At 46.1% G+C, this 7,776-nt stretch carries 12 protein-coding genes; 1 reads left to right on the plus strand and 11 read right to left on the minus strand.

Annotation, left to right across the window (positions count from 1 at the left end; translation table 11 throughout):
* Positions 1 to 7 precede the first annotated feature (7 nt).
* The 8 genes from VIM88_RS00180 to VIM88_RS00215 form a co-directional block, all read right to left on the minus strand.
* Positions 8 to 628, minus strand: a complete 621-nt coding sequence (locus tag VIM88_RS00180) for a fumarylacetoacetate hydrolase family protein (RefSeq protein ID WP_331860861.1) — start codon at positions 626 to 628, stop codon at positions 8 to 10.
* Positions 629 to 934, minus strand: a complete 306-nt coding sequence (locus tag VIM88_RS00185; protein ID WP_331860862.1) for a hypothetical protein — start codon at positions 932 to 934, stop codon at positions 629 to 631.
* A 17-nt stretch (positions 935 to 951) separates the two neighbouring features.
* Complete coding sequence (locus VIM88_RS00190) at positions 952 to 1,302, minus strand: DUF3147 family protein (protein WP_331860863.1); 351 nt, start codon at positions 1,300 to 1,302, stop codon at positions 952 to 954.
* 193 nt (positions 1,303 to 1,495) lie between these two features.
* Complete coding sequence (locus VIM88_RS00195; protein WP_331860864.1) at positions 1,496 to 1,906, minus strand: hypothetical protein; 411 nt, start codon at positions 1,904 to 1,906, stop codon at positions 1,496 to 1,498.
* A gap of 111 nt (positions 1,907 to 2,017) precedes the next feature.
* Positions 2,018 to 2,299 (minus strand): hypothetical protein, encoded by a 282-nt coding sequence (locus VIM88_RS00200; protein ID WP_331860865.1) that lies wholly within the window; start codon positions 2,297 to 2,299, stop codon positions 2,018 to 2,020.
* 84 nt (positions 2,300 to 2,383) lie between these two features.
* Positions 2,384 to 2,974, minus strand: a complete 591-nt coding sequence (locus VIM88_RS00205) for a hypothetical protein (RefSeq protein ID WP_331860866.1) — start codon at positions 2,972 to 2,974, stop codon at positions 2,384 to 2,386.
* Between the two features lie 17 nt (positions 2,975 to 2,991).
* Complete coding sequence (locus VIM88_RS00210; RefSeq protein WP_331860867.1) at positions 2,992 to 3,159, minus strand: hypothetical protein; 168 nt, start codon at positions 3,157 to 3,159, stop codon at positions 2,992 to 2,994.
* A 64-nt stretch (positions 3,160 to 3,223) separates the two neighbouring features.
* Positions 3,224 to 3,538, minus strand: a complete 315-nt coding sequence (locus VIM88_RS00215; RefSeq protein ID WP_331860868.1) for a hypothetical protein — start codon at positions 3,536 to 3,538, stop codon at positions 3,224 to 3,226.
* A 123-nt stretch (positions 3,539 to 3,661) separates the two neighbouring features.
* Between VIM88_RS00215 and VIM88_RS00220 the strand changes: the two genes are divergently transcribed.
* Positions 3,662 to 4,033, plus strand: coding sequence for a DCC1-like thiol-disulfide oxidoreductase family protein (locus tag VIM88_RS00220; protein WP_331860869.1), 372 nt, complete (start codon positions 3,662 to 3,664; stop codon positions 4,031 to 4,033).
* A 49-nt stretch (positions 4,034 to 4,082) separates the two neighbouring features.
* Here the strand turns inward: VIM88_RS00220 and VIM88_RS00225 are convergent, their stop codons facing one another.
* The 3 genes from VIM88_RS00225 to VIM88_RS00235 all read right to left on the minus strand — a co-directional run.
* Positions 4,083 to 5,546 carry a DASS family sodium-coupled anion symporter gene (locus VIM88_RS00225; protein ID WP_331860870.1) on the minus strand — a complete coding sequence of 488 codons (1,464 nt, stop codon included), beginning with the start codon at positions 5,544 to 5,546 and terminating at the stop codon, positions 4,083 to 4,085.
* 91 nt (positions 5,547 to 5,637) lie between these two features.
* Positions 5,638 to 7,353, minus strand: a complete 1,716-nt coding sequence (locus VIM88_RS00230; protein WP_331860871.1) for a hypothetical protein — start codon at positions 7,351 to 7,353, stop codon at positions 5,638 to 5,640.
* Between the two features lie 146 nt (positions 7,354 to 7,499).
* Positions 7,500 to 7,776: hypothetical protein (locus tag VIM88_RS00235; RefSeq protein ID WP_331860872.1), on the minus strand; the 277-nt coding region annotated here is incomplete at its 5' end.

Raw genomic sequence — 7,776 nt, forward strand, 5'->3', positions numbered from 1 at the left:
CTGATCTTCAATCATTTAAACGCTTCACAACCCACTCTTTTTCCAGTAAAAGCGACTCTCCGGCTAATACCTGCCCTACAAATCTATCTCCTAGACTGTAGGTAGCTACACCTTTAGGTGTACCGCTCATGATAATGTCATTGTCTTCCAGCGTCATAAAACTCTGTATCTCTGAAAGCATGGTGTCTGGTTTGTACATCATCAGATCATACGTTGCGAACTGCACCAGTGCATCATTGATATAGAGCTTCATCCCCAAAGTGGTGATATCTGCATCAAGCCGGACAAATTCACTCAGGACGGCAGAGCGATCGAATGCTTTGGCTCTCTCCCATGGCAAACCTTTGGATTTCAGATGGTTCTGTATATCGGCATGCGTCAGGTCAAGCCCAAAACCTACAGCCTCTATCTTGGTATCGCGAATTAAAAAACATATCTCACCCTCAAAACGGCAGTGTTCTGAAAAATAGTAAAGGGTGTCACTGATGGCTGAGTTGGGTTTATTGAAAATGACCATCGAAGAAGGGATCTCATTGCTCAGCTCTTCTATATGTTCGACATAATTCCGGCCTATGCAGACCACTTTGGATACTTCCAGGTCCTGGTTATTGTATTTGATCGTTTTCATTTATTTTAGGAGCTCCTCCATGGCCTTGTCTTGTGCTTCCATTCTTTCATTCCCCACATTGACCGACTTTCTGGCATTGCCCATCGCATCGACGCGGCCGTCCAAATAGCTATTGACAGGTTTTTGCAGGGTGTTGGAGATGCTTAGCGCTTCGACACGCTCCTCATAGGTATTTGCAGGGGTATCAAGGTAGGTCTTCTCAGGGCTTTCTGCCGCACCTGTCCGATCAGCATATGGTGCATCTTCTCTGGTCATAAAGAAAAATAACCCTGCGATGATGATAATAACGATAAGAATGTTTTTCATGCGATGTCCTTCAACACTTATAGCTTGATCCCGAATTTTTCCAGAATAAAAATCACACTGTAGTAGGCAAAAATGGTCAATGATACCGAGATGAACATGCTGGGAAAGAAACCCATGCCCTTTTTTATCAGTATGGGAAATGCGATGAACATGGTCATGGACGGGGCGATGAGCCATACGATCCTTTTGGAAAACTCCACCGCGGAGTCACTGCTCTGCGTATCGATATACATCCATGTCATAGCCAAGATGGAGACCAGAGGGATGGCTGCCAGCAAGGCCCCGACCAGGCTGTATCTTTTTCCTATTTCAGAGATCAGTACGATCAAAAGCGAGGTGATGACGAGTTTGATGATGTAGTATGCCAATGCGGATTCCTTAGGATAAAATCTATGTATATGATAGCTTATCTACGATTTATATGGGGTTATCAGGGATGCATTTTAGTATGGTACGGGGTAATTTTGAGAGGGAGAAGTCTCTAGAAGTGCGTTAGGAACACCGCTTGACTGCCCGGAGTCAAGCGGTGTAAAACAAGGAAGGTGTATGGTCGTTCGACGATCAGACGTTGGCAGACAATTCCTGCTCAATGGCACTGGCAAGTTCATCCAGAACGTTATCTACCTTATGGCCGACTCCGAGGCTTCCCGGATTCATACGGACCTTGTCTGCGAACTCGACATTCACCTGATCGCCCGCATAGTCTACCTTGACATAGACAGTCATTGTTTTGTGCTGCTGTCTGTTCTGATATCTGTAGGCATGGTAGTCTTTGTTTTTGATCTTCTTTTTAAAGTAGAGTGTCTGCTCACCATTTTTTGCGGATGGTTTATAGGGTGTCCACGCATCGTTCATGGCAGCCTTATGAATGGCATCGGCCGTTGTTCCTTCTGTGGCTGTTGTTTGAGACGCAAATGCGTTCGATCCGAGTAAAAAGCTTCCGATAACTGTAAGTACTAATAATTTTTTCATGTGTGTATTCTCCTGAATATGTATATGTTTTTTGTTTTTGTATTGGTTACATGTTGTATACGAACACTCACACCGGTGCATACCAATGAATGCGGAAAGTGTGATCGTGTTCTAAGAGAATATAGGGGGTTTAAAGATATTGTTGAGATAGAGTTGATCTACGATCGGTGTCGAGAAAACAAAGCCGTTAAAAGGTTTTGTTTCTTTTGGACAAGGCTCTGGTACATAGGCGACCAGCTTTTCATCCCAAGTCTGCTGTGACTCTTTCTCTTCGAGAGAAATTTGGATCTTTGTTTCTGATGGATCATCCTGCACAGCAAAAGAGGTGTTGAATGAGAAAGCCGTCAACATAACAAAGATGATGGATAAAATAGTATACCTACGTAATTTCATGTGTGAATAGTAGCAAACCTGATCCATAATGTCAAGTGCCTGTTTTTCATCAAGGATCAGAGCGGTGGGAAGGAAGCCTGCCCACTATCTGTCGTGTTTGCCATTCCTCTTGTCGTGTTTATCTTTTTTGTAATTTTTGGACTCTTTACGGTAACGCTTTTCATCATAGCGCTCACGCGGATGATCATCCCGATAGTGTTTGTTGTTTCTGTAGTATCCGTTCTTGTGGTTTGGATGCTTTGGTTTTTTATAGTGGTCGTGGTATCCTCTTTCATAGTAGTGTCCGCCTCGGAGTCTTCTACCCTTGTAGTAGTAGTATCCGTCTCTCCAGTCCCCGCCATAGTAGTATCTGTTGTTGTAAAAGTAGTATGGTCTTTCATCCTGGTAATGTGGTCTTTCATACACTCTGTGATAGTGGTCGTAGTATCCTCTTTCATAGTAGTGTCCGCCTCGGAGTCTTTTACCCTTGTAGTAGTAGTATCCGTCTCTCCAGTCCCCGCCATAATAGTATCTGTTATTGTAAAAGTAGTAAGGTCTGTCATCACGGTACTGTGGTTGATCATAGGCCCCTAAAAGGACATCTATTGCAATTCTTTCCAGTAAAGACTCCGCCGATACCTGTAACGGCATACATACACCCAGACAGAGCAAACCGCTCATCACTAATTTTTTCATTATTACTCCTGATACGCTTATTTTTTGTAGGTGTGCGGGATCAGCCTGTTGTCCTGACCGATATTTTCTCTGAACTCCAGTTCTCTCGGGTCAGCCCTCATCACATGAAGAAACATAAATACATAGCCGCCCACGACAACGATCAGGGCGAAAATGCAAAATGGTATGACAATTAACAGTTCCATACGCACTCCAAATAGTATATTGCTGATTATTGTACCTTAAATCACATAGAATTTACAAACTTTCCTATTTTGGTATTTTTGGATCGAGGGAGAGCGTTTCATGAAGGGCATCATAAAGCCCCTGCTTGTAGTCATTGTCGGCCAGACAGGAATAGTGCTCTATCTGTTTGCGTATCTGTGCATGAAAATCCTGCTGTATCTTCTTCTCTGCCTGCAGATAGTAGTAGGTAAGCTCACCAAGGTACTCCAGTGCAGCCAGCCTCCCCTCTCTGTATTTATGGCTTACCTTGAGCGTAGAGGTATTGAACTTATAGTGGGTAAGTTGATTGGAACAGTGTCTGCTGACTGTTTCAAGAAATTCTTTTGAGCTGTACTTCATCTGTTCATCCGGGATTTTTTACCATTATTGCAAATTTTCAAAGCCGGGGTCGAATGTATGTCAAATTGTCATACATTATCTGTTTTAGTATGTTATGATGGTAAAAAACATCGGAAAGCAGAGATGAAACAAAAACTTACCCTCTATTATGACCGGGAGTGTCCTTTTTGTAACCGGTACGCCGCATTTCTCGAGCTAAAGCAGCATTATGACCTGGAGCTTAAAAATGCCAGGGAGTACTATGCAGAGATAGACGCGTTGTGTCAGGGGCTGGATATCAACGAGGGGCTGATCGTGGTAACAGAAGAACAATGTCTTCAGGGTGTCGATGCGCTGAGATACCTGGACCGTGCCATAGAGAAGAAAGGGATGCTCTCCAGGCTTCACGGTATCTGGAACCTCAAAGGGGCTGTGAGCGGAGCTTTATACAAGAGCATCAAACTCTTACGGAAGGCGGTGTTGTTCCTGATGGGCAGAAACACCCGTATCAGGTAGCAGAAGCCGCACTGAACAGAAAAACCGCAGGCAGCCTAAAGCACTTTTTTTAAGTGACCAGCAGTATCCATGCGGTCCCCACGGTAAGAAAGACGACCGTGTTGAGCAGCGTGACGATGCCTCCCACCCTGTAGACCTCCCCCGCTTCCAGATAGCCGCTACCGATGTAGATCACATTGGCAGAAGATCCCTGCGGTGTGATGACCGCATTGAAATTGGTTGCAAAAAGAAGCATCAGCGCCATCAGTTCAGGCGGGACCCCTGCTTCTATCGATACCCCCAGAAATACTGAAAAAAGTGCCAGCATCTGTGCGGTCTGCGAGACAAAGAAGTAGTGTATCAGGACATAGGAGAGTATCAGGACCACATAGGCGGCCGGCCAGGCCAATCCCTCTACCATCGCTGCGGCATTGTCACCTATCCACCCCATGAAACCGAACTTGTTGAGATAGACGGACATGGCATAGAGGATGGCGAACCAGACAAGGGTGCCGAGTGCCTGCCCCTCATTGTTCATATCTCTCATCGTAAAGATGTTGGTAAGCATTAGGATGGCCAGCCCGAGGAAGGCAACTGCCGCTTTGTTGAGTACGGGGTAAAAAGAGGAAGCGATCCAGAGCGTGACCATCCCGATGAAGACAGCCGCCATGATCCACTCATTTTTATGGACAGGCCCCATGGTGTCGAGCGCTTTTTGTGCTATCTGCGGGGCGTCAGGGGTGTGCTTGACCTCGGGAGGATAGACCTTGAGAAGGACCCATGGCATCAGCAGGAAGAGTACAAGTACAGGAAGCGAAGCTGCAAGGGCCCATGAGCCATAGGTGATCTCGATGCCATACTCCCGGGCCATTTTGGCCCCGGCAGGATTTGCCGCCATGGCGGTAAGCCAGAGAGAGGATGAGAGCGTCAGCCCTGCCATGGAGGACATCATCAGGTAGGCACCCAGTTTCTTGCGTGTTCCGTCGGCCACCTTTGATTCACTGTCCGCTGCCAGGGCATTGACGATCGGGAAAAGGACACCGGACCTGGCCGTGTTGCTCGGAAAGGCAGGTGCCATGACCATATCTGCAGCGATCACGGAATAGGAAAGCCCCAGGCTGGTCTTCCCGAACTTCCTGATGATCAAAAAAGCGATCCTCTTTCCCAGTCCCGACTTGATCACCCCGCGGGCGATCAGGAATGCGACGATGATCAGCAGGATCCAGTCTTCTGAAAAACCGCTGAATGCCTGCTTTGCCGTCAGTGTACCCGTCAGTACCGCGGCAGAGACGCCGAGAATGGCAGAGGTAAAGATAGGCATCGCTTTAAGGATCACCGCAAAGATGGCCGCGATAAAGATGGCAAAGAGGTGCCAGGCCATCTGGGGTGTATAATGAAGATCAGAAACAGGCCTGCTGCTGATATAGGCTTCAAGCCCTGCAGGCACAGGAAGGAACCAGATCATGGCGGCGAACAGAACAACGCCGATCTGCAGCATATGCTGTCTGGAAGTTTCTTGTGGATGACGTGACATAATTCCCCTTGTCATACATAACGTTATCCATATTCTACATAGTTAATCTTCGATTTTAGAACGATCCCCGTTTGCAAACGCTTCGATCCGTCTATTCTGCTGACCAATCCAGCCGCATATCCCAGTGATACTTTTTATCGGAAGGGAGAGCAGGTGTGGTCTCTGTCACCTCTCTATGCACATGTTTCACCGCTTCACTGTTCCCTTCACGGCCATGAATGAAGTCCTGGCTTTTTACCAAAGACCGGTAAGCCTTGTTCATCTTCAGCGCAGAGGCACGCGTAGGGGTGATCAGTTCATAAATGCTTTTCGCACGCTTGACCTTCTCTTCATCCAGCACACCGCCTGAAAAGAATTTCGTATTGATATCATTTTCGACCCTGAACTCGTTACCGCCGCCTACTCTTTTAAAATAGGTCAGTATCTCCCCCTCTTCCTCTCCCCTGTTCGGCGTGTCGATCATTTTTTTAAGATCGATGTATCCCCAGCCTTGTGCCCCGTCTATTTTTCTTGCAAAAGAGAAGACCTGGTCTACCGTGCTACCCAATGTGGTATGGCATCCCATACAGTAGAAGGTTTCTTCGTAGGTTTGCGGACGCAGGTCACCCTCTGCATCTTCTATGAACCCCTGGATCCACCAGCCCATTGCATTATCCAGACCCCGCTCAAGCATGGAGCTGTAAAAAGGCTCATCTCCTTTATATTTTTCCTGCCACTCTGCATCATACAGCAGGGCCAGTTGATATTTGGTCAAAGGCGCTGTTTCATCCTGATAGGATCTTGCTTTGATCATATAGCGGAGCTCCTTCATTCTTGGGGCATTGTATATTTCACCGTTTTCCGTCGAACCTACATATCTGACCGTATGCAGGAACTCGGTATACCGTGGATATAAAAATGTCTCCACTTGCATATAGGATGCTTTCCCGACATAGTGTGAAGGTCGATCGATACGGTCAACGATACCCAGTTTCCCGTCACCGTTCAAGTCCATGCCTATGACCTTTTCATCAAGGTTGTCCACGCTAATGGAGTCGAGGTTCTTGATCGCGGCTTCTACGATGGCCAGGTTGAATTTATAGACGGTAACTGAAAGATTTCCATCTTCTGTCTGTCTATAATCCTTATGCAGTCTGATGAGTACATCATCCGTATTTCCATTCACCGGCCAGAATGTACTCGGAAGCGGTCTGTAATGAAAGGCTACCCATCCGCTCCCGTCCTTTGCAAATCCGTCTTCATTGAAAGAGTCTGCACCGAGATGGTAATTCTCAAGGTCAGGGATATAGCCTGAGAAATCGTTCTCTTCCAGTAATCGTTTGAGATCTGTATAGTTTTCCGTATTGACATAGGTATCGATCTCTTGATCGCTGATCCTGGCGATCTCTTCCGTACGGTCTTTAAAAAGATTGGTCCAGTGGTTGGTCATACCGAAATCGGAAAAGAGATATTCATTTTGCAAAAATCCGTCATTCATCACATTGGCCCTGCCATCTTTTATGGTGTCCTGGTGACATACATAACAGGGATTATACTTTTCATCATGCTCCGTATAACACATGGCAGGTACAACAGCTTCTCTGTTGATTAGCGTCTGAGAACTGCCAATGTTGAAATGTGAAGTTGTTTTTACGACATACATTCTATCTGTATATTCCGGTACATCTTTCAGCACCACTTCACTCTCATTGGTGACATTGCTCTCATTTATATCTGAAACGGCAGTCGAAACATCGGTTCCGCTATTTCCGCAGGCAGCAAATAAAAACATAGACAATGCGGCATAAATCATTTTTTTGTTCTTCATAGTTTCCCTCATGATTTTCATTTGGGCGTATGGTAAAATAAATATATATCAGATAGGTAACATTGGTAAAGGTTTTTTTGGAAAAATGCAAGGTAAAGGTGGGAAGGAATACCCGGCATAGAGCCAGGTATTTATTATAGAAGTTATTATGGTTGAACCGTTTTAAATCCTTCGATGACAACGATATCGTCCGTTCTGTACCCGTCAACCAGATCCATACCCTCATCATTGGAGTGCTGGATAGAAACGTATGCTTTGGTACCGTCCGGAGAGAAGATGAAACCTGTAGGCTCTGCAGACTGGTCTTTTACAGCAAGAAGTCTTACACAACCGTCTGTTTTGATGTCTTTGTCCGCACCGTCTTTGAGACATGCCCAGATGTCACCGTTCTTGTGGTCTTCGATCCCGTAGATATCACCTGTA

The organism is Sulfurovum sp., assembly GCF_036568385.1.
GTDB lineage: Bacteria > Campylobacterota > Campylobacteria > Campylobacterales > Sulfurovaceae > Sulfurovum.

Bases quoted from the DNA above. Each gene is read 5' to 3' on its own strand.
- VIM88_RS00220 (WP_331860869.1), top strand. From the start codon at position 3,662: ATGAAACAAAAACTTACCCTCTATTATGACCGGGAGTGTCCTTTTTGT.
- VIM88_RS00205 (WP_331860866.1), bottom strand. From the start codon at position 2,974: ATGAAAAAATTAGTGATGAGCGGTTTGCTCTGTCTGGGTGTATGTATG.
- VIM88_RS00230 (WP_331860871.1), bottom strand. From the start codon at position 7,353: ATGAAGAACAAAAAAATGATTTATGCCGCATTGTCTATGTTTTTATTT.
- VIM88_RS00180 (WP_331860861.1), bottom strand. From the start codon at position 628: ATGAAAACGATCAAATACAATAACCAGGACCTGGAAGTATCCAAAGTG.
- VIM88_RS00195 (WP_331860864.1), bottom strand. From the start codon at position 1,906: ATGAAAAAATTATTAGTACTTACAGTTATCGGAAGCTTTTTACTCGGA.
- VIM88_RS00210 (WP_331860867.1), bottom strand. From the start codon at position 3,159: ATGGAACTGTTAATTGTCATACCATTTTGCATTTTCGCCCTGATCGTT.
- VIM88_RS00185 (WP_331860862.1), bottom strand. From the start codon at position 934: ATGAAAAACATTCTTATCGTTATTATCATCATCGCAGGGTTATTTTTC.
- VIM88_RS00200 (WP_331860865.1), bottom strand. From the start codon at position 2,299: ATGAAATTACGTAGGTATACTATTTTATCCATCATCTTTGTTATGTTG.
- VIM88_RS00225 (WP_331860870.1), bottom strand. From the start codon at position 5,546: ATGTCACGTCATCCACAAGAAACTTCCAGACAGCATATGCTGCAGATC.
- VIM88_RS00215 (WP_331860868.1), bottom strand. From the start codon at position 3,538: ATGAAGTACAGCTCAAAAGAATTTCTTGAAACAGTCAGCAGACACTGT.